Raw genomic sequence first — 21759 nt, 5'->3', positions numbered from 1 at the left:
GGTCGTCATTACCGTGAGAAAAAAGGTGGAAAACGGTGTCGGTCGAAAGTGGAGATGCGTGGATGAACGGGCCCGGATCCGAATCACCCCTGGCGCGACTGCTCGCCGAGGCCGCACCGACGCAGCACCGCAGACTCGTGACGGATCTGGTGCGCACCGCCGTGACCGAGGCGGTCGAGGCGGCCAGGCCGGGCACCGCGCAGACCCTGGACCCGTCCGTACCGCTGGCGGAACAGGGGCTCGACTCGCTCGCGGCGGTCGACCTGCACCGGAGGCTGACCGAGCGGACCGGCCTCGACCTGCCGGTCGGCCTCGCCTACGACTGCCCCACCGTGCGCGATCTGGCCGACCGGCTGCTGGCAGGGGACGGCGCCCCGCAGGACGCCGCCCCGGAGCCGGCCGGTGACGGCCTCGCCGACGAACCCGTGGCGATCGTCGGCATCGGCTGCCGCTTCCCCGGGGGCATCGAGACCCCGGCCGACCTCTGGCGCCTGCTGACCGACGGCGGCGAGGTGCTCTCCGACTTCCCCCAGGACCGGGGCTGGGACCTGAAGCAGCTCTTCGACGAGGACCCGGACGTCCCCGGCAGCTCCTACGCCCGTACCGGCGGGTTCCTCGACACGGCCACCGAGTTCGACGCCGAGTTCTTCGGTATCAGCCCGCGCGAGTCGATGGCCATGGACCCGCAGCAACGACTGGTCCTGGAGACCTCCTGGCTTGCCCTGGAGGACGCCGGCATCGACCCCACCACGCTGCGCCGCACCGCGGCCGGCATGTTCTTCGGGGCCGAGGTGCAGGAGTACGGTCCGCGCCTGCACGACGCGCCGGACGGACTCGACGCCCATCTGCTGGCCGGCAACGCCTCCAGCGTCATCTCCGGCCGGGTCGCCTACGTGCTGGGCACCGAGGGGCCGGCCGTCACCGTCGACACCGCCTGCTCCGCCTCCCTGGTCGCCGTCCACCTGGCCTGCCGCTCGCTGCTGCAGGGCGAGTCGTCACTCGCGCTGGCCGGCGGGGTCGCGGTGATGGGCGGGCCAGGTGTCTTCACCGCGTTCAGCAGGCAGCGCGGCCTGTCCGCGGACGGCCGCTGCAAGGCCTTCGCCGCCGCCGCGGACGGCACGGGCTTCGCCGAGGGCGTCGGTGTCCTCGTCCTGGAACGGCTCTCCGACGCCCGCCGCAACGGCCATCAGGTGCTCGCCGTCGTACGGTCCTCCGCCGTCAACCAGGACGGTGCCTCCAACGGGCTCACCGCCCCCAACGGCACCGCGCAGCAACGGCTGATCCGCCGGGCGCTGGCCGTCGCCGGACTCGGACCCGCCGACGTCGACGTGGTGGAGGCGCACGGTACGGGCACCCGCCTCGGCGACCCCATCGAGGCGACCGCTCTCCTGGCCACCTACGGCCAGGGCCGCCCGGACGGGGCCCCGCTGCTGCTCGGTTCGGTCAAGTCCAACCTGGGGCACACCCAGGCCGCCGCCGGCGTGGCCGGCGTGATCAAGACCGTCCTCGCCATGCGGCACGGTCAGGTCCCGGCGACCCTGCACGTCGACGCCCCCACTCCGCACGCCGCCTGGGCGTCCGGCAGCGTCGAACTGGTCACCGAGCAGCGGCCCTGGCCCCGGACCGGCCGTCCACGCCGGGCGGGGGTCTCCTCCTTCGGCGTCAGCGGCACCAACGCACACGTCATCCTGGAGCAGCCGGACGCCGGGAGCGGAGCCGAGGACCCGGCCGGTGCCCCGGACCCGGACGCGACGCACCTCGCCCACGGGAGCGATACCGGGAACGCCACCGACGGCGTCCAGGTCCCTCTCGTCTTCCCGCTGTCCGCCCGCGGCGAGACCGCCCTTCGGGCCCGCGCCGCCGACCTGCTGCCGCTGGCCGAGGCCACGGAACCGGCCGACCTCGCCCACGCCCTGGCCACCACCCGCGCCGCCCTGCCCGACAGGGCCGTCCTCGTTGCCGCCGACCGCGCCGAGCTCCGGGCGGCACTCACCGGCGTGGCCACAGGCAGCACCCCCGCAGTCGCACGGGCGGGCGGCGAACTCGGCTTCCTGTTCACCGGCCAGGGCAGCCAGCGCGTCGGCATGGGCCGTGAACTCGCCGCCGCCCACCCCGCGTTCGCCGACGCCCTCGACGACGTCTGCGCCCACTTCGACCTCCAGCTCCCCAGGCCGCTCAAGAGCGTCCTGTTCGCCCGGCCGGACACACCCGAAGCGGAGCTGCTGCACCGCACCGAGTACGCGCAGCCGGCCCTGTTCGCCGTCGAAGTCGCCCTGCACCGGCTGCTGGAGAGCTGGGGGATGCGACCGGACCACCTCGCCGGGCACTCCGTAGGCGAGATCGCCGCCGCGCACGTGGCCGGGGTCCTCACGCTGCAGGACGCCACCATCCTGGTCGCCGCGCGCGGCCGGCTCATGCAGGCGCTGCCCGAGGGCGGCGCCATGGTCGCGGTCCGCGCCACCGAGAGCGACGTCGCGCCGCTGCTCACCGGGCGCACCGGCATCGCGGCCGTGAACGGCCCCGCCTCCGTCGTCGTGTCCGGCGACCTCGACGACGTCGAGCGCATCGCCGGCGAACTCGCCGCCCGCGGGCACGACACCAAGCGCCTGCGCGTCAGCCACGCCTTCCACTCGCCGCTGATGGAACCGATGCTGGAGGAGTTCCGCCGGGTCGCGCAGGTACTGGACTACGCCGAACCCACCGTGCCGGTCGTGTCGACGGTGACCGGCGCCCCCGTCGGCCGTGAACTGTGCGATCCCGGGTACTGGGTGGAACACGTCCGCGCCAGGGTCCGCTTCCACGACGCCGTGCGGTGGCTCTCCGACGCCGGTGTCCGGACGTTCCTGGAGATCGGCCCCGACGCGGTGCTGACCGCCATGGGCCCCGACTGCACGGACGCGCCCGGCACGGCCTTCCTGCCGGTGCTGCGGCGCGAGCGGCCCGAGGCACGCGAGGCCGCCGGCGCGTTCGCCGCGGCCCACGCCCGCGGCGTCCCCGTCGACTGGGCACGCCACCACGCCGGCCGGGACGCCCGCCGCGTCGAGCTGCCCGGCTACCCCTTCCAGCGGCGCCGCTTCTGGCTGGAGCCGGGCACCCCCGCCGACGCGGCCGGCCTGGGGCAGACCGCGGCCGGGCACCCGCTGCTGGCGGCCGTGGTCGCGGTCGGCGCGGAGGGCGTCGTCCTGACCGGGCGGCTCTCCACCCGCACCCACCCCTGGCTCGCGGACCACGTGATCGCCGGACGCGTGCTGATGCCCGGCACCGCCTTCGTCGAACTCGCCCTGCGGGCGGGCGACCACGTCGGCGCCACCGAGCTGGAGGAACTCACCCTCGGCGCCCCGCTGGTGCTCGCCGCGGACGAGCACGTCGCCGTCCAGGTGGCCGTCGGGGAACCCGACGACTCCGGACGCCGCACCGTCACCGTCCACTCGCGCGCCGACGAGGACGCGCCCTGGACCCGGCACGCGGCCGGTGTGCTCACCGACGCCGACACCGCCGCGCCGGACGCCGTCACCGAACCGGGTTCCTGGCCGCCGCCGGACGCCGAACCCCTGGACACCACGGAGGTCTACGCGGACCTCGCCGACCAGGGCTACGCCTACGGCCCCGTCTTCCAGGGCCTGCGCGCCGCCTGGCGGCACGGCGAGGACGTCCTCGCCGAGGTCGCCCTGCCCGGGGACGCCACCGCCGACGCCGCGCGCTTCGGGCTCCACCCCGCGCTGCTGGACGCCGCGCTGCACGCCGCCGACCTCGACGCCCCGCCGCGCGGCGAGGTGCTCCTGCCCTTCGCCTGGACCGGCGTCCGGCTGCACGCCACCGGCGCCCCTGCCCTGCGCGTACGGATCACCCGCGGCGAAGGCGACACCATAGGCCTGCACCTCTTCGACACCACCGGTGTCCCCGTGGCCGACATCGAGGCCATGACCTCGCTGCCGGTACCCGACGACGACGACGTCCTGTACGCCGTTCAGTGGTCGTCGCACCCCCGGCCGACGACCACCGCGCCCCTGCGCACCGCCGTCCTCGCCGCCGCCCCCCACCCGGACGGTCCGTCCGACGGCGGTCCCGCAGAGGACGCGCTCGCCCGCGCCGTGGACGCGCTGCTCGAAGCCCCCGCGGCGGACGCCGTGCTGTACCGCCCGGCCGGCCCGGCGGCCGCCGGCGCCGCCGAGGCGCGCGCCCACGTCCTCGACACCCTCCGCCTGCTGCGGACCTGGCAGTCGGACGAACGGGCGTCCGGGACCCGCCTCGTCCTCGTCACCCCGCCCGGCAGCCCCGCCCACGCCGCCGTACGCGGTCTGGTGCGCTCGGCGCAGGCCGAGAACCCTGGCCGTTACGTCCTCATCGAGCACGAAGGGCTGCCCTCCGAGGCGGAGCTGCGCCAGGTGCTCGCCACCGGCGAGCCCGAACTCTCGCTCGCCGGGGGCCGGTTCACCGTGCCCCGGCTGGCAGCCGAGCCGGCCGCCGCACCCCGGCCTGCCGCCGACTGGGGCACGGTCCTGATCACCGGCGGCACCGGCGGCCTCGGCGCTCTGCTCGCCCACCACCTGGTGCGCGCCCACGGTGTGCGCCGGCTGGTCCTCGCCGGCCGCCGGGGGAACGCCCCCGGACTGCACGCCGAACTGACCGCGCTGGGCGCCGAGGTGACCGTGGCAGCCTGCGACGTCGGCGACCGGGAGGCGCTGCGCGACCTGCTGGCCCGGCACCCGGTCGACTCCGTCGTCCACGCCGCGGGAACCGTGCGTGACGGCATCGTCGAGAGCCTCACCGACGGCATGGTCGACGAGGTCTTCCACGCCAAGGCCACCGGCGCCTGGAACCTGCACGAACTCACCCTCGACCGGGACCTGTCGCACTTCGTGCTGTTCTCCTCGCTCGCCGCCGTCCTCGACGGTCCGGGCCAGGGCAACTACGCCGCCGCCAACGCCTACCTGGACGCCCTCGCCACCCACCGCGCGGCGCACGGACTGCCCGCCACGGCCCTCGCCTGGAGCCTGTGGGCCACCGGCACCGGCATGGGCGCCGCCCTGGACACCGCCGCCCTGGAGCGCGTGGCCGCCTACGGGGTCCCCGGACTGTCCGCCGACCACTCCCTGCGGCTCTTCGACGCCGCGGTCCGTTCCGGCAGCCCCCACCTCGTCCCCGTGGAGATCGACGCCGCCGCCGTACGCCGCCGGCCCGGCGGACCGCCACCGCTGCTGAGCGGCCTCGTCCGACCCGTCACCCGCCGGGCCGCCGCCCACACGGCGCCCCACCAGGAGCGGGGGATGGCCGACCTGCCCGCCGCCGACCGGGAACGCGCCCTGCTGGACCTGGTCCGCACCGAGGTGGCCGCGGTCCTGCGGCACGACTCACCGTCGGCCATCGACCCAGGGCGGGCCTTCACCGAGCTGGGATTCGACTCGCTGGCCGCCGTCGAACTGCGCAACCGGCTCAACACCGTCACCGGACTGCGGCTCCCGGCCACCCTCGTCTTCGACCACCCCACCTCGCGCGCCCTCGCCGACCACGTCCGGGACGCCCTCTACGGCACCTCGCGGCCCTCCGGCGAGCCCGCTCCCGGACCGCGCCCCGCCGACAGCGACGACCCCGTCGTCATCGTCGGCATGGGCTGCCGCTACCCCGGCGGCGTCCGTTCCCCGGAGGACCTGTGGCGCCTCGTCGCCGACGGCGTCGACACGGTCGGCGACTTCCCCGCCGACCGCGGCTGGGACACGGACACCCTGTACGACCCCGAGCCCGGAACCCCCGGCCGCACGTACACCCGTGAGGGTGCCTTCCTCTACGACGCGGCCGACTTCGACCCCGGCTTCTTCGGCATCGGCCCGCGCGAGGCCACCGCCATGGACCCGCAGCAGCGCCTGCTCCTGGAGGTCTCCTGGGAGGCTCTGGAGCGCTCCGCGATCGACCCGGCGGCCCTGCGGGGCTCACGCACCGGTGTCTTCGCGGGCGTCATGTACCACGACTACGGCACCTGGCTGACCGACGTCCCCGACGACCTCGCCGCCTACCTCGGCAACGGCAGCCTGGGCAGCGTCGTCTCCGGCCGGGTCGCCTACGCCCTCGGACTGGAGGGGCCGGCCGTCACGGTCGACACCGCCTGCTCCTCCTCGCTGGTCACCCTGCACCTCGCCGCGCAGGCCCTGCGGCAGGGCGAGTGCGACCTCGCGCTGGTGGGCGGCGTCACCGTCATGTCGACCCCCGACACCTTCGTCGACTTCGCCCGGCAGCGCGGCCTGGCCGCCGACGGCCGCTGCAAGTCGTTCGCCGCGGCGGCCGACGGCACCGGCTGGGGCGAGGGCGTCGGCATGCTCGTCGTCGAACGCCTCTCCGACGCCCGTCGCAACGGCCACCGGGTGCTGGCCACGGTGCGCGGCTCCGCCGTCAACTCCGACGGGGCGTCCAACGGCCTGACCGCCCCGAACGGCCCCTCCCAGCAGCGTGTGATCCGCGCCGCGCTGAGCGCCGCCGGGCTCACCACCGCCGACGTCGACGCCGTCGAGGCGCACGGCACCGGTACCACGCTCGGCGACCCGATCGAGGCGCAGGCACTGCTGGCCACCTACGGACAGGAGCGGCCGGAAGACGAGCCGCTGTGGCTGGGCTCCGTCAAATCCAACATGGGGCACACCCAGGCCGCCGCCGGCATCGCCGGCATCATCAAGATGGTCATGGCGATGCGGCACGGCACCCTGCCGCGGACCCTCCACGTCGACGCACCCTCTCCCCAGGTGGACTGGACGGCGGGGGCGGTGCGGCTCCTCACCGACGAGCGGCCCTGGCACGCCCCGGACCGGCCGCGCCGCGCCGGTGTCTCCTCCTTCGGGATCAGCGGCACCAACGCCCACGTCATCCTGGAGGAGTTCACCGCCGACGAGCCGGAGACCGCGGAGCCCGACCCGGTCACCGTGCCGCCCGTGCTCGCCCTCGCGGTCTCCGCGCGCTCGCCCGAGGCACTGCGCGGCCAGGCCGCCCGGCTGCGGGACCTGACCGGCACCGCACCCGCGGACCTCGGCCTGGCCCTCGCCACCACCCGCACCACCCACCCCCACCGCGCCGTCGTCCTGGCCACCGACGAGCCGCGGACCGCCGAAGCGCTGGACGCCCTGGCCCGGGGACACGAGGCTCCCGGCCTGCTCGTCACCGGCGCCGCCACCGACGGCACCCTCGCCCACCTCTTCTCCGGGCAGGGCGCCCAGCGGCCCGGCATGGGCCGCGACTGGTACGACGCCTACCCCGTCTACGCCGAGCACTTCGACCGCGTCGCCGAACTCTTCGCCAAGCACCTGGAACGGCCGCTCGCCGAGGTGGTCCTCGGTGACCACCCCGACATCCTGGAGCAGACCGCCTACACCCAGGCCGCCCTGTTCACCACCCAGGTCGCCCTCCACCGCCTGCTGGAGTCGTTCGGGGTGCGGCCCGCGTGGCTGGCCGGCCACTCCGTCGGCGAGTTCGCCGCCGCGCACGTGGCGGGGGTCTGGACGCTGCAGGACGCCGTGACCGCCGTCGCGGCACGCGGCCGGCTGATGCAGTCGCTCCCCGGGGGCGGCGCGATGATCGCCGTACAGGCCACGGAGGAGGAGGTGGTGCCGCTGCTGGACGAACGGTGCGGGATCGCCGCGGTCAACGGCCCGCGCGCCGTGGTCGTCTCCGGGGAGGAGGACGCCGTCACCGCCGTCGCCGCGCACTTCGCGACCACCCGGCGGCTGCGCGTCTCGCACGCCTTCCACTCCCCCCGCATGGAGCCCATGCTGGAGGAGTTCCGCCAGGTCATGGCGGCCCTCCCTGCCGCGGAACCGGTCCTGCCGATCGTGTCCACCCTCACCGGTGTCCAGGCGACGGCCGCCGAACTCGGCTCCGCCGACTACTGGGTGCGGCACGTACGGCAGACCGTGCGCTTCGCCGACGCCGTCGGGACACTGGCCGCGCAGGGCGTCGACACCTTCCTCGAACTGGGCGCCGCACCCGTGCTGACGGCCCTGGGCCCGGACTGCCTCCCCGACGCCGAGGGGACCGAGTTCGTCCCCACGGCCCGCAAGGACACCGCCCAGGTCCCCGGTCTGCTCGCCGCGCTGGCCGCGGTGCACACCCGGGGCACGGACGTCGACTGGGCCCGCCTGTACGACGGTTACACGGGCCGCCCGGCCGAACTGCCCACCTACGCCTTCGAACACCGCCACTACTGGCTGCCGACGACCACGGCCAGGGGCGACGCCGCCGGGCACGGGCTGGCCACCGCCGACCACCCGTTCGTCAGCGCCCGGCTGGACCTGCCCGGTGACGGCGGACTGCTGCTCACGGGACGGATCTCCACCGCCACCCACCCGGTGCTCACCCAGCACGCCGTGCTCGGTTCGGTGCTGGTACCGGGTGCCGCCCTGGTCGATCTCGCCCTGCACGCCGGCCGGCTGACCGGCCGGCCCGTCCTGGAGGAACTCACCCTCCAGGCCCCGCTGGCGCTCCCCGGGGACGGCGCCGTCCACCTCCAGGTCGCCGCACGGCCCGACGGCTCCGTGGAGATCCACTCCCGGCCCGGGAACGCACCCGAGGACGAGGGCTGGACGCGGCACGCGACCGGCACCCTCACCGCCACCGGTGCCCTCACCGGCACGGGGACGGCACCGGACGGTGTCTGGCCGCCACCGGGCGCCGTCCCGCTCGACACCGCCGGTCTCTACCCGCGCCTGCACGCCGAGGGCTACGACTACGGCCCCGTCTTCCGCGGCGTACGGTCCGCCTGGCGGCTCGGCGACACGGTCCTGGCCGAGCTCGAACTGCCCGCCGACGCACGGCAGGACGCCACCCGGCACACCCTGCACCCCGCGCTGCTGGACTCCGCGCTGCACACCACGTCCCTCACCGAGGAGGAGCCGGGCGACGACACACCCGCCGGCACGATCGCCCTCCCCTTCGCCTGGACCGGCGTCACCGCGGACGGCCGGGGGGCGCTCACCGCACGCGTCCGGGTCACCCCGGGCGAGGACGGCACCCGGCTCGAACTGACGGACACCGAGGGCAGGCCGCTGGCCACCGTCGAGTCCTACGTCACCCGCCCCGTCACCGCCGAACGCCTCACCGGGCGCGCGCGTTCCCTCTACGTCACCGGGGACGAACCGCTGCCGGACGCGGCCGGGCGTCCCGAGCGCCGCACCTGGGCCGTGCTCGGCCCCGACGACGCCGGCCTCGGCGCCCCCGCCCACCCCGAACTGGCCGCGATCGGCGGCCCCGCACCCGATGTCGTCGTCCTCCCGGTACGCGCCCCGCACCACGACGCGGAGCAGGTGCCCGCGGCGGTGCGCAGCACACTGGACGCGACGCTCGCGACCGTCCAGGAGTGGCTGGGCGACGCGCGATGGGCCGGCTCGACGCTGCTGGTCCTCACCGCCGGCACCCTCGCCGACGCCGCCGTGCACGGACTCCTGAGGGCCGCCCAGGCCGAGGACCCGGACCGGATCGTCCTCGTCGGCCGGACCGGCCCCGACAGCTCCGTACCCGACCGCGCCGCGCTCGCCGCCGTCCTCGACTCCGGCGAGCCGGAGGTGATGTGGCGGGACGGCCGGGCCCACGCCCCCCGTCTGACGCGTGCCGCCGAACCGGACGCCCCGCAGACCGGCCGCCCCTGGGGCACGGTCCTCGTCACCGGCGGCACCGGCGGACTCGGCGCCCTGGTGGCCCGCCACCTCGTCACCAGGCACGGCGTCACCCGCCTGGTCCTCGCCGGCCGACGGGGGCCCGACGCCCCCGGCGCCGCCGCACTGGCCCGGGAACTGGCCGCCCTGGGCGCCCGCGCCGACCTCGTCGCCTGCGACGTCGCCGACCGGGCGGCACTCGCCGCGCTGCTGGCCGACCATCCCGTCGACAGCGTCGTGCACACCGCCGGCGTACTCGACGACGGGCTGGTCCCCTCGCTCACCCCCGAGCGCCTGGACACCGTGCTCCGGCCCAAGGCGGACGCCGCCTGGCACCTGCACGAACTCACCCTCGACCGGGACCTGTCCCACTTCGTGCTGTTCTCCTCGGCCGCCGGCACCATCGACGCCGCCGGCCAGGGCAACTACGCCGCCGCCAACGTCTTCCTCGACGCCCTGGCCGCCCACCGCGCCGGCCTGAACCTCCCCGCGACCTCGCTCGCCTGGGGTCTCTGGGCCGGCAGCGGCATGGGAGCCGGCCTCGACCGGGACGACGTGCAGCGCATCGAACGGTCCGGAATCGGCGCACTCGACCCGGTCGAAGGGCTGGAACTGTTCGACGCCGCCCTGGAGTCCGGGCTCCCCGCCCTGGTGCCGGTCCGGCTGGACACCGCCGCGCTGCGCCGCCGCGGTGACGACGTACCACCCGTGCTGCGCACCCTGGCCGGCGTCACCGCCCGCGCCGTGCAGGACGACCGGACCCGCACACTCGGCGAGCGCCTGGCCGGGCTGCCGGAGGCCGACCACGGACACACGGTGCTCGAAGCGGTCCGCACCGAGGTGGCGGCGGTGCTAGGCCACGACGGCCCCGGGGCCGTCGACCCCCGGCGCGCCTTCACCGAGCTGGGCTTCGACTCGCTCGCCGCCGTCGAACTGCGCAACCGGCTCAACGCGGTCAGCGGACTGCGCCTGCCCTCCACCCTCATCTTCGACTACGCCACCCCGACGGCCCTGGCGGACCACCTGCTCGAACGGTTCGCCCCGGACGCCTGCCGGAGCCCGACGCCCCGCAGGCCGACGACGAGGTGCGTGACCTCATCGCCCGCATCCCGGTCGCGAGGATCCGCGACGCGGGACTGCTCGAAGAGCTCCTGAAACTCTCCGGCCCCGCACCGGCCGAGGCCGCCGCCGAGCAGCCCATGGACATCAAGTCCATGGGCGTGGCGGACCTGGTGCGGGCCGCCCTGAACCGCAGCACCCCCGCGTGACCCGCCCCGGTGCCGGACGACGCGCCGCGTCCGGCACCGGCGATCCGCTTCCGGCGCGCCACCGCATCTCCACCTTCACCGCATCATCAGCGCCGCCGAGTCAGCAGGGAGCGACACCGACCGTGGACACATCTGTCGAGCAGATCGTCGAGGCGCTGCGTGAGGCCATGCTCGAGAACGAGCGGCTGCGCCGGCACAACGACCGGATCTCCGAAGCCGCGCACGAGCCCGTCGCCGTCGTCGCCATGAGCTGCCGCTACCCGGGCGGCGTCAGCACGCCCGAACAGCTGTGGCAGCTGGTCGACGCCGGAGTGGACGCCGTGGGCGACTTCCCCGCGGACCGGGACTGGGACGTCGACGCCATCTACGACCCCGACCCCGACGCGCCGGGCCGCACCCATGTGCGCGAGGGCGGATTCCTCCACGACGCGCCGCGGTTCGACCCGGGGTTCTTCGGCATCAGCCCGCGCGAGGCCGTCGCCATGGACCCGCAGCAGCGGCTGCTGCTGGAGACCGCCTGGGAAGCGTTCGAACGCGCCGGCATCGACCCGCACACCCTGCGCGGCAGCCGGACCGGCATCTACGCCGGTGTCATGTACCACGACTACGGCAGCTGGCTCACGGACGTCCCCGAAGGCGTCGAGGGCTACCTGGGCAACGGAAACCTCGGCAGCGTCGCCTCCGGCCGTGTGTCCTACACCCTCGGGCTGGAGGGCCCGGCCGTCACCATCGACACCGCCTGCTCCTCCTCCCTGGTCGCACTCCACCTGGCCGTGCAGGCCCTGCGCACCGGTGAGTGCGGCCTCGCCCTGGCCGGCGGGGTGACCGTCATGTCGACCCCCGACACCTTCATCGACTTCTCCCGGCAGCGCGGCCTCGCCCTGGACGGCCGCTGCAAGTCGTTCGCGGAGGGCGCCGACGGCACCGGCTGGGGCGAGGGCGTGGGGATGCTGCTCCTGGAGCGGCTGAGCGACGCCCGCCGCAACGGCCACAAGGTGCTCGCCGTCGTGCGGGGCTCCGCCGTCAACCAGGACGGTGCCTCCAACGGTCTGACCGCCCCCAACGGCCCCTCCCAGCAACGCGTCATCCGTGCCGCCCTCGCCGACGCCCGGCTGGAGCCCCGCCAGGTCCACGCCGTCGAGGCTCACGGCACCGGCACCCCGCTCGGTGACCCGATCGAGGCCCAGGCGCTCCTGGCCACCTACGGCCAGGACCGCGAGGAACCGCTGTGGCTGGGCTCGGTGAAGTCCAACATCGGGCACACCCAGGCCGCCGCCGGAGTCGCCGGAGTCATCAAGATGGTCATGGCCATGCGCCACGGCCGGCTGCCCCGGACCCTGCACGCCGGACGGCCCACCAGCCAGGTCGACTGGGAGGCCGGCGCCGTCGAACTGCTCGCCGAGCCACGCGAGTGGCCCGCCCCGGGGGAGCTACGCCGCGCCGCCGTGTCCTCCTTCGGGATCAGCGGCACCAACGCCCACGTCATCGTCGAGGCGGCGCCCGACCCCGAGCCGCGCGAGGAGGAGCCGGTCTGGGACCGCCCGCTGCCCCTGGTGCTGTCCGCCCGTGACGAGCCGGGACTCGCCGCGCAGGCCCGCCGCCTCCTGGACCACCTGGAGACCGGCACCGATCCGGTGCCCGACGTCGCCCACACCCTGGCCACCACCCGCGCCGCACTGGACCGGCGGGCCGTCGTCGTCGGCGCCGAACCGGCCGCCGTGACCGCCGGCCTCACCGCCCTGGCCGAGAGCGACCCGGCGTCCGGCGTGGTGCGCGGCGCGCCTGCGGGGGAGTCCCGCATCGCGTTCGTCTTCCCCGGACAGGGCTCCCAGTGGGCGGGCATGGCAGCCGACCTGCTGGACGCCTCCGAGGTGTTCGCCGCCACCATGACCGAGTGCGCCGAGGCCCTCGCGCCCTTCATCGACTGGGATCTCCTCGCGACCGTGCGCGAACGCCGCCCGCTGGAAAGGGTGGACGTCGTGCAGCCCGCCCTGTGGGCGATCATGGTGTCGCTGGCCGAGGTGTGGCGCGCGCACGGTGTGCGTCCCGCCGCCGTCATCGGCCACTCCCAGGGAGAGATAGCCGCCGCCTGCGTGGCCGGCGCGCTGAGTCTCTCCGACGGGGCCCGCGTCGTGGCCCTGCGCAGCCAGGCGATCGCCGAGGCACTCTCCGGCCTGGGCGGCATGATGTCGGTGGCCCTGCCCGAGTCCCGGGCACGTGAACTCGTCGCCGCCCACGACGGGCGGGTCTCCGTGGCCGCGGTCAACGGCGCGTCCTCCGTGGTGCTCTCCGGGGACGCCGACGCCCTCGACGCCCTGCGCGAGACGATCGTCGCCGACGGTGGACGCGCCAAGAGGCTTCCGGTGGACTACGCCTCGCACTGCGCCCACGTCGAGTCGATCCGCGAACGGCTCCTCACCGACCTCGCGGACGTGCGTGCGCGAGCCGCCGACGTGCCCTTCTACTCCACCGTCACCAACAGCGTGCTGGACACCACCACGCTGGACGCCGGCTACTGGTACACCAACCTGCGCCAGGGCGTCCTGTTCGAGCCGACCACCCGGACCCTGCTGGCCGCCGGCTACGGGGTGTTCGTCGAGTGCAGCCCGCATCCGGTCCTGCTCAACAGCATCGAGGAGACCGCCGACGCCGCCGACGCGACCGTCACCGGCCTCGGCTCGCTGCGCCGCGACGACGGAGGCGCCGAGCGTCTGCTCACCTCGCTGGGTGAGGCGTTCGTGGCAGGCGTCCCGGTCGACTGGTCCCCGGTGTTCGCCGGGATGCCGGTGCGGACCGCGGACCTGCCCACCTACGCCTTCCAGCGTGAGCGCTACTGGCTCGGCCGGTCCGCGGCCGCCGGCGACGTCACCGCCGCGGGACTCCGGAGCGCCGGCCACCCGCTGCTGGGCGCGGCCGTCCCGGTCGCCGGCGGCGGCACTCTGTTCACCGGCCGGCTCTCGCTGTCCACGACGCCCTGGCTGGCCGACCACGCGGTCTCCGGAACCACCCTGCTGCCCGGCACCGCGCTGGTGGAACTGGCGCTGAGCGCCGGCCACGACCTCGGCTGCGGACACGTCAGCGAACTCACCCTTCAGGCACCCCTGCTGCTGCCCGAGCGGGGCGCCGTCCAGCTCCAGCTGCACGTGGCCGCCGCCGACGGCCAGGGGCACCGCGCGGTGACCGTCCACTCCCGCCCCGAGAGCGCCGACGAGGCCGCCTGGACCCAGAACGCCTCGGGCCTCCTCGCACCGCAGTCCGCGCCGCCCGCCTTCGACCTCGCGGCCTGGCCGCCCCCCGGAGCCGAACCGGTCCCGGTGGACGACGCCTACGCCGGACTGGCGGCCCTCGGCTACGACTACGGGCCTGCCTTCCAAGGCCTGCGCGCGGCCTGGCGGCGCGGCGACGAGACGTACGCCGACGTCGAACTGCCCACCGACGCGGGCGGTTTCGGCCTGCACCCGGCCCTGTTCGACGCCGCCCTGCACGCCGACGGCCTCGGCGCGCACGGTCAGGACACGGCCCGGCTGCCCTTCGCCTGGACCGGTGTGTCGCTGTACGCGGCCGGGGCCACCGCCCTGCGGGTCCGCCTCCGCGGCGGTGACACGCTCTCCCTGGAACTGGCCGACCCCACCGGTGCCCCGGTCGCCGCCGTCGAGGCCCTGGTCTCCCGCCCGGTCGACGGCGGGGCACTGGCCTCCCAGGTCCGCGCCGACGACCTGTACCGGCTGGACTGGCCCGTGGTGCCCGTCCCGGATGCCGCGGCCCCCGCGCACACCGTCCTGCCCGAGGGCGGCACGGCCGCGCTCGCACCGCTGCCCGAGTGGGTGGTCCTGCCGGTGGCCGGCGGCGACGACCCCGCGGCCTCGGTGCGCGAGGCGACCGGACGGGTCCTGACCGCGCTGCACGACTGGCTGACGGACGACCGCACGGCCGATTCCCGGCTGCTGGTCCTCACCGCGGGCGCGGTCACCACCGACGAGGAGGGCCCCGTCGATCTGGCGGGCGCCGCCGTGTGGGGTCTCGTGCGCGCGGCCCAGGGCGAACACCCCGACCGGATCGTCCTCGTGGACACCGCCCCCGGGGCGGCGGACGACGACGAGCGGATCGCCGCCGCCGTGCGCGCCGCGGCCACGAGCGGTGAACCGCAACTGGCCCTGCGCGGGGACACCGTCCGGGTGCCCCGGCTCGCCCGCGCCGTGGTGAGGGGGAGCGCCGCCACGCTCGACCCTGAGGGCACCGTACTGATCACCGGCGGAACCGGCGTGCTCGGCGCGGTTGTCGCCCGGCACCTGGCCACCGGACACGGCGTGCGCCGCCTGGTCCTGGCCGGGCGCAGCGGCACCTCGGCGGACGACTTCGCCGACCTTGCCGAGTCCGGCGTCCAGGTCGTCGTCGCACGCTGCGACGCCGCCGAGCGCGACGAACTGGCCGCGCTGCTGGCCGAAGTGCCCGCCGCGCACCCCCTGACCGCCGTGGTGCATCTTGCGGGTGTCCTCGACGACGGGCTGGTCACCGACCAGACCCCCGAGCGCCTGGACGCCGTGCTGCGGCCCAAGGCGGACGCGGCCTGGAACCTGCACGAGCTGACCCGGGACGCGGGCCTGGCGGCGTTCGTGCTGTTCTCCTCGGCCGCGGGCACCGTCGACGGAGCCGGACAGTCCGGATACGCCGCCGCCAACGCCTTCCTCGACGCCCTCGCCGCGCACCGGGGCTCCCTGGGACTGCCGGGACTCTCCCTCGCCTGGGGCTTCTGGGAGCAGCGCACCGGCATGACCGCCCACCTCACGGACGCCGACGTCGAGCGCATGACACGTGCGGGAGTCCGGCCCCTGCCCACCGAGGAGGGACTGCGGCTGCTCGACGCCGCGCTCGCCGCCGAAGAACGGCTGCTGCTGCCCATCGGCCTGGACCTGCGGGCCCTGCGCGGCGCCGACGGTGTGCCCGCCCTGCTGCGCGGCCTCGTACCCGCGCCCGCCCGCCGGACCGCCGCCGCCCGGACCGCCGGCTCCTCGCTCGCCGACCGGCTGGCCGCCCTGGGCGCCGCCGAACGGGACGCGGAGCTGATGGAGCTGATCCGCACCCAGGTGGCCGCCGTCCTCGGCCACGGTGCGGACATGGTGCTCGACCCGCGCCGCTCCTTCCGTGAGGCGGGGTTCGACTCGCTGACCGCGGTCGAGCTGCGCAACCGTCTGGGCGGCGCGGCCGGCCTGCGGCTGCCCGCGACCCTCGTCTTCGACCACCCCGACGCCGACTCCCTGGTGAGGTATCTGAGGACGGAACTCCTCGGCGCCGACGCCGGGGACGCCCCCGGGGCCGCGGCACCCGGGACTGCTCTCGCGGCTGACGAGCCCGTGGCGATCGTCGGCATGGCCTGCCGCTTCCCCGGCGGTGTCACCACCCCCGAGGAGTTCTGGAGGCTGCTGGCCGAGGGCGGGGACGGCATCGGTGACTTCCCGGACGACCGGGGCTGGGACCTGGACACCCTGTACGACCCGGAGCCCGGCAAGGCCGGCCACTGCAGCACCCGCTCGGGCGGATTCCTCCACGACGCAGCTGACTTCGACCACGACTTCTTCGGTATCGGCCCCCGCGAGGCCCTCGCCATGGACCCGCAGCAGCGGCTGCTGCTGGAGACCTCCTGGGAGGCCCTGGAACGCTCCGGCATCGATCCGCACAGCGTGCGCGGCAGCCGCACCGGCGTGTTCGCCGGCGTCATGTACCACGACTACGGCAGCCGGCTGCGCGACGTCCCCGAGGCCGTCCGCGACTACCTCGGCAACGGAAGCCTCGCCAGCGTCGTCTCGGGCCGGGTGGCCTACGCGCTGGGTCTTGAGGGCCCCGCCCTCACCGTGGACACCGCGTGCTCCTCGTCCCTGGTGGCGCTCCACCTGGCCGCGCAGGCGCTGCGGCGCGGTGAGTGCAGCCTGGCGATGGCCGGCGGCGTCTCCGTGATGTCGACCGTCGACACGTTCGTCGACTTCAGCAGGCAGCGCAACCTCGCCTCGGACGGCCGGGTCAAGTCCTTCGCCGACGCGGCGGACGGCACGGCTCTGTCCGAGGGCGCCGGTGTGTTGGTGTTGGAGCGGTTGTCGGATGCGCGGCGGTTGGGGCATCGGGTGTTGGCGGTGGTGCGGGGGAGTGCGGTTAATCAGGATGGTGCGTCGAACGGGTTGACGGCGCCGAATGGTCCGTCGCAGCAGCGGGTGTTGCGTCAGGCGTTGGTGTCGGCGGGTGTGTCGGCGTCGGATGTGGATGTGGTGGAGGCGCACGGTACGGGGACGGAGCTGGGTGATCCGATCGAGGCGCAGGCGTTGTTGGCGGCGTACGGTCAGGGGCGGTCGGTGGATCGTCCGTTGTGGTTGGGGTCGGTGAAGTCGAACATCGGTCATACGCAGGCGGCTGCGGGTGTGGCGGGTGTGATGAAGATGGTGTTGGCGTTGGGGGAGGGAGTGTTGCCTCGGACGTTGCATGTGGGGGAGCCGTCGCGGAAGGTGGACTGGGGTGCGGGGCGGGTCCGGTTGTTGGATGTGGAGCGGGAGTGGGTGCGGGGTGAGCGGGTTCGTCGTGCGGGGGTGTCGTCGTTCGGGATCAGCGGGACGAACGCGCATGTGATCCTGGAGGAGGCGCCCGACGACGACACCACCACCCGGTCCGACGGGGAGATCCAGGCCCCCCTGCTGCCCGTCGTCGTCTCCGGAGCCACCCCCGAGGCGCTGGCCGCCCAGGCGGGCCGGCTGCGCGCGGTCGCCGACGAGCGGATCACCGACCTCGTCCACTCGCTGGCCACGGGCCGCGCCGACCTCACCCACCGGGGCGCGGTCGTCGCCCGCGACCGGGACGAACTGCTGGCCGGACTCACCGCGCTGGCCGACGGCGCCACCACCGAGCACGTCGTGCGCGGCCGGCCCGTCGCAGGCCGAACCGCCTTCCTGTTCACCGGACAGGGCGCCCAGCGGACCGGCATGGGCCGCGGCCTGTACGACACCCACCCGGCCTTCCGGCGGGCCCTCGACGAGGTCTGCGAGGCCCTGGACACCCACCTGGACCGACCGCTGCGCGAGGTCATGTGGGCCGAACCCGGCACCGACGCGGCCGAGTCGCTCGATCACACGCTCTACACCCAGAGTGCCCTGTTCGCGGTGGAGACGGCCCTGTACCGCCTGCTGGAGTCCTACGGCATCCGACCGGACCGCCTGGCCGGCCACTCCATCGGCGAACTGACCGCCGCCCACGTCGCCGGTGTCTGGGACCTCGCCGACGCGGCCCGGCTGGTCACCGCCCGCGGCCGCCTCATGCAGGCCCTGCCCGAGGGCGGCGCCATGCTCGCCGTGGACGCGACCGAGGACGAAGTGCTGCCGCACCTCGGCCCCGACGTGTCCCTGGCCGCCGTCAACGGCCCGCGCGCGGTCGTGGTCTCCGGTACGCGGGCGGCGGTGGACACGGTCGCCGCCGCCTTCGCGGACCGCCGTACGAAGCGGCTGCGGGTCAGCCACGCCTTCCACTCGCCCCTGATGGACCCGATGCTGGCCGAGTTCGAGAAGGCCGCCCGCGAACTGCGCTACGCCACGCCCACGATCCCCGTGGTCACCGGTACGCACGCCACCGAGGACGACCTGTGCTCGCCCGAGTACTGGGTGCGCCACGTGCGTGAGGCCGTCCGCTTCGGGGACGCGATACGCGCCCTGGAGGACGACGGCGTCCGCACCTTCCTCGAACTCGGTCCCGACGCCGTCCTGTCGGCCATGGGCCCGCACGCGCTCGCCGACCCCGAGCGATCGGCGTTCGTACCGGCCCTGCGCCGCGAGCGCGCCGAGGAGGTCACCCTCGCGGCGCTCGTCGCCACCGCGCACGTACGCGGCCTCACCGCCGACTGGCAGCGGATGCACGAGGGCACCGACGCCCGGCGCGTCGACCTGCCGACGTACGCCTTCCAGCGGCAGCGGCTGTGGCTGGACGACGGGCCCGGGGCGGCCACCGACGCCGGCGGGCTCGGCCAGTCGCCCGCCGGGCACCCGATGCTCGGCGCCGCCCTCACCCTGGCCGCCGCCGACACCGTCGCGCTGACCGGCCGTCTCTCCCTGGCCACCCACCCCTGGCTGGCCGACCACTCCGTCGCGGGAGTCGTCCTGGTGCCCGGCAGCGCCTTCGTGGAACTCGCCCTCCAGGCCGGTGACCGCGCCGGCTGCCCGCACGTGGAGGAGATCACCCTGGAACGGCCGCTGGTCCTTCCTCCGAGGGGTTCCGTGCACCTCCAGGTGACCGCCGCGGCTCCCGACGCCGACGGCCGCAGGCAACTGGCCGTCCACGCCAGGCCCGAGGGCAGCGCAGGTGACTGGACCCGGCACGCCACCGGCGTCCTCGCCCCGCCGGCCGCGCCGGAACCCGCCCCCCTCGGCGTCTGGCCGCCCGAGGGCGCCGTCCCCGTCGAGGTGAGCGGCCTCTACGACCACCTCGCCGAGCAGGGGTACGGCTACGGCCCGCTGTTCCGCTGCCTGCGCGCCGCCTGGCGGCTCGGCGACGAGGTCTGCGCCGAACTGGTCCTCCCCGACGCCGACGCGGCCGACGGCTTCGGACTGCACCCGGCCCTCCTCGACTCGGCGCTGCACGCCATCGACCTGCTCGACGGCCAGGACCCGACCGTCATGACCCTGCCCTTCGCCTGGGAGGGCGTCACCCTGCACGCCACCGGTGCCACGGCCCTGAGGCTGCGGCTCACCCCGCACGGCACCGACCACATGACCCTCGGTCTGTACGACGTCTCGGGCGCACCGGTCGCCGAGGCGGCGTCACTGCGCATCCGCCAGGTGACGGCCGAGCAGCTGAACGCCGCCGCGCCCGCCTCCGGCGACCTGTTCGCCCTGCGCTGGACACAGGCGGACGTCACCACCGACGGGGCGGCGGCCGAGCCACGCATCCTGACCGTGACCCTGGACGACCCCGCGGGCGGCGACCTGCCGGCCCGCGCCCGCGGGACCGCCGTGCGCACGCTCGCCGCGCTCCAGGAACACCTGGCCGAACCGGCCGACGGCACCCCCCTGGTCGTCGTCACCCGGTCCGCGGTCGCCGTCACCGCCGAGGGGGCGCCGGACCCGGCCCAGGCCGTCATCTGGGGCATGGTGAGGTCAGCCGCCGTCGAGCACCCCGGCCGGTTCGTGCTGGCCGACACCGACGGCGACGACGCCTCGGCCGCGGTCCTGCCGGCCGCGATCGCGACCGGCGCGCCCGAAATCGCCCTGCGCGCCGGCACGGTGTACACGCCGGACCTCACCCGGATCGACGAGTCCCGGGCCGTGCCGGCCGCCCCGCTGAACCCCGAGGGCACCGTCCTCGTCACCGGCGGCACCGGCAGCCTCGGCCGTCTGCTCGCCCGGCACCTGGCCGAGCACCACGGCGTCCGGCACCTGCTGCTGGCCGGCCGCGGCGGGCGGACACCGGAGGCGGAAGGGTGGGAGGAGCCCGTCGCCCCCGGCGCGCGGATCACGGTCGCCGCCTGCGACACCACCGACCGGGTCGCGCTGGCCGAGCTGCTGGCGTCCGTTCCCGAAGCCCATCCGCTGACCGCGGTCGTGCACGCCGCCGGAGTCCTGGACGACGGTCTGATCACCGATCTCACCGCCACGCGTACGGAGACGGTGATGCGGCCCAAGACCGATGCCGCCTGGCACCTGCACGAACTCACCCGCGACCTGGACCTGGCCGCCTTCGTCCTCTTCTCCTCCGCCGCCGGCACCCTGGGAGCGGCGGGGCAGGCCAACTACGCGGCGGGCAACGCCTTCCTCGACGCGCTCGCCGCCCGGCGGCGGGCCGAGGGGCTGCCCGCCCTGTCACTGGGCTGGGGGCTGTGGGACACCGGCGACGGCATGGCGGCCGGCCTCGGCGAGGCCGAGATGCGCAGGCTGGCCCGCGACGGCATCCTGCCGCTGCCCGCCGACCGGGCTCTGACCCTCTTCGACCGGGCCCTGACCACCGACGGTCCGTCGCTGCTGCCGATCCGCGTCCAGGTCACCGAGGACGCCCCGGCCCTGGTCCGCGCCCTGGAACCGGCGTCTGCGCCGACCCGCCGGGCCGTCCGGGCGGTGGAGGCCGCCCCGGAGGAGGCGGAGCCGCTGGCACGGCGGCTGGCCGCGCTCGGCGCCGCGGACGGCAGGCGGCTGCTGGTCGACACGGTGTGCGGGCACGTGGCCGACGTCCTCGGACACGGCTCCGGGGGTGCCGTCGACGCCGAACGTCCGCTGGGCGACCTCGGCGTGGACTCGCTGGCCGCGCTGGAGCTGCGTAACCGCCTGAGTGCCGAGACGGGGCTGCGGCTGTCCACCACCCTCACCTTCGACTACCCGACCTCCGAGGCGCTCGCCCAGCACCTGTTCGAGGAACTGGGAGGGGCCGGGACCGACGAGGAACTCGTCGACGTCGAGGCCGAGGTGGTACGGCTGGAGACACTGCTGGGCGACGTACTCGGCTCCGACGGGCTCGACGAAGAACGCCGTGCCCGGGTGGCCGCGCGGCTCAGGGCCCTCACCGCCCGCTGGGACGGCTCGGCGCAGCTGCCCGACCCCGGAAAGGCCGGCGGTACCGGGGAGAAGGGGCTGGAGGCGGCCACGGCCGACGAGCTCTTCGGCATCCTCGACGGCGAACTTGGCAGCTTCGGCTGAACCGCCGGACGCCGGGACGGGCGGGCCCGGGACGCGGTACACGCGCTCCGGGCCCACCCGCCCCCGTCCCCACCGGTGCGTGACCCGCCCCGTGCACGGCGAGTCACCCACCGCGCGGGAACAGGGCCGACCGGGGGGCGGCTGCGAGGTGGAGCAGCGGCCGGGCGGCCGGTGGGTTCTCAGCCGGGGCCTCGATGCCTCTTGGGGCGA

The 21759-nt window shown here is 75.5% G+C and carries 3 protein-coding genes; all 3 read left to right on the top strand.

Annotated elements, in window-relative coordinates:
- Positions 1–62: 62 nt before the first annotated feature.
- The 3 genes from P8A20_RS05495 (at position 63) to P8A20_RS05485 (ending at position 21549) form a co-directional block, all read left to right on the top strand.
- Complete coding sequence (locus P8A20_RS05495; protein ID WP_306102992.1) at positions 63–10784, top strand: type I polyketide synthase; 10722 nt, start codon at positions 63–65, stop codon at positions 10782–10784.
- A complete protein-coding gene (locus tag P8A20_RS38920) occupies positions 10715–10897 on the top strand; it encodes a hypothetical protein (RefSeq protein ID WP_306102991.1) in 183 nt (60 codons plus the stop codon). Before P8A20_RS05495 ends, P8A20_RS38920 begins: the two co-directional genes overlap by 70 nt.
- 122 nt (positions 10898–11019) lie before the next feature.
- Positions 11020–21549 carry an SDR family NAD(P)-dependent oxidoreductase gene (locus tag P8A20_RS05485; protein ID WP_306102990.1) on the top strand — a complete coding sequence of 3510 codons (10530 nt, stop codon included), beginning with the start codon at positions 11020–11022 and terminating at the stop codon, positions 21547–21549.
- The last annotated feature ends 210 nt before the right edge of the window (positions 21550–21759 follow it).

The sequence above is a fragment of the Streptomyces sp. Alt3 genome, assembly GCF_030719215.1.
Taxonomy (GTDB): Bacteria; Actinomycetota; Actinomycetes; order Streptomycetales; family Streptomycetaceae; genus Streptomyces; species Streptomyces glycanivorans.
The sequence above is the reverse complement of the archived record's forward strand: the minus strand, read 5'-3'. Positions and strand labels throughout refer to the sequence as shown.